Genomic DNA, 361 nt, shown 5'->3' on the forward strand with positions numbered 1-361 from the left:
CTTGCCGGATGAATGGGGCGAAGCCCCTAATGGGTAGGTCCTACCCAATTTATTTACTACCGGTAAGTATCGTGATGGGGTTTAACCTCACGCTCGGCCATGATGGGGGCCAGCTTCGAGAACGGAATAGGTCCATACTGCTCGGCACGCGCCGACACTGAAAAGCCAGCGGCGCGCAGTTGCTGATCCGCGTAAATGCGTGACAAGTCACGGAGTTCGTAAGCCGGGCTCGCATCCCAACCCACATCTGCGATCTTATATCGATCGAGCCCGTGGGTCGCATAGTCGAAATCACCGTGGCAGTGACCGTGCAGCATCCAGTAACCGTGCTGGCAGTTACGCCAGTGGGCAATCGGGTGGT

Annotated in this window: 1 protein-coding gene; it reads right to left on the reverse strand. The window is 57.1% G+C overall.

All coding sequences use genetic code 11. The features are described from left to right. Positions 1–56: 56 nt before the first annotated feature. The coding region (locus AC1RPN_RS08640) for a hypothetical protein (protein ID WP_481763782.1) at positions 57–361 on the reverse strand (305 nt) is incomplete at its 5' end.

Source organism: Dellaglioa sp. CoH-57-MRSF-20, from assembly GCF_056781955.1.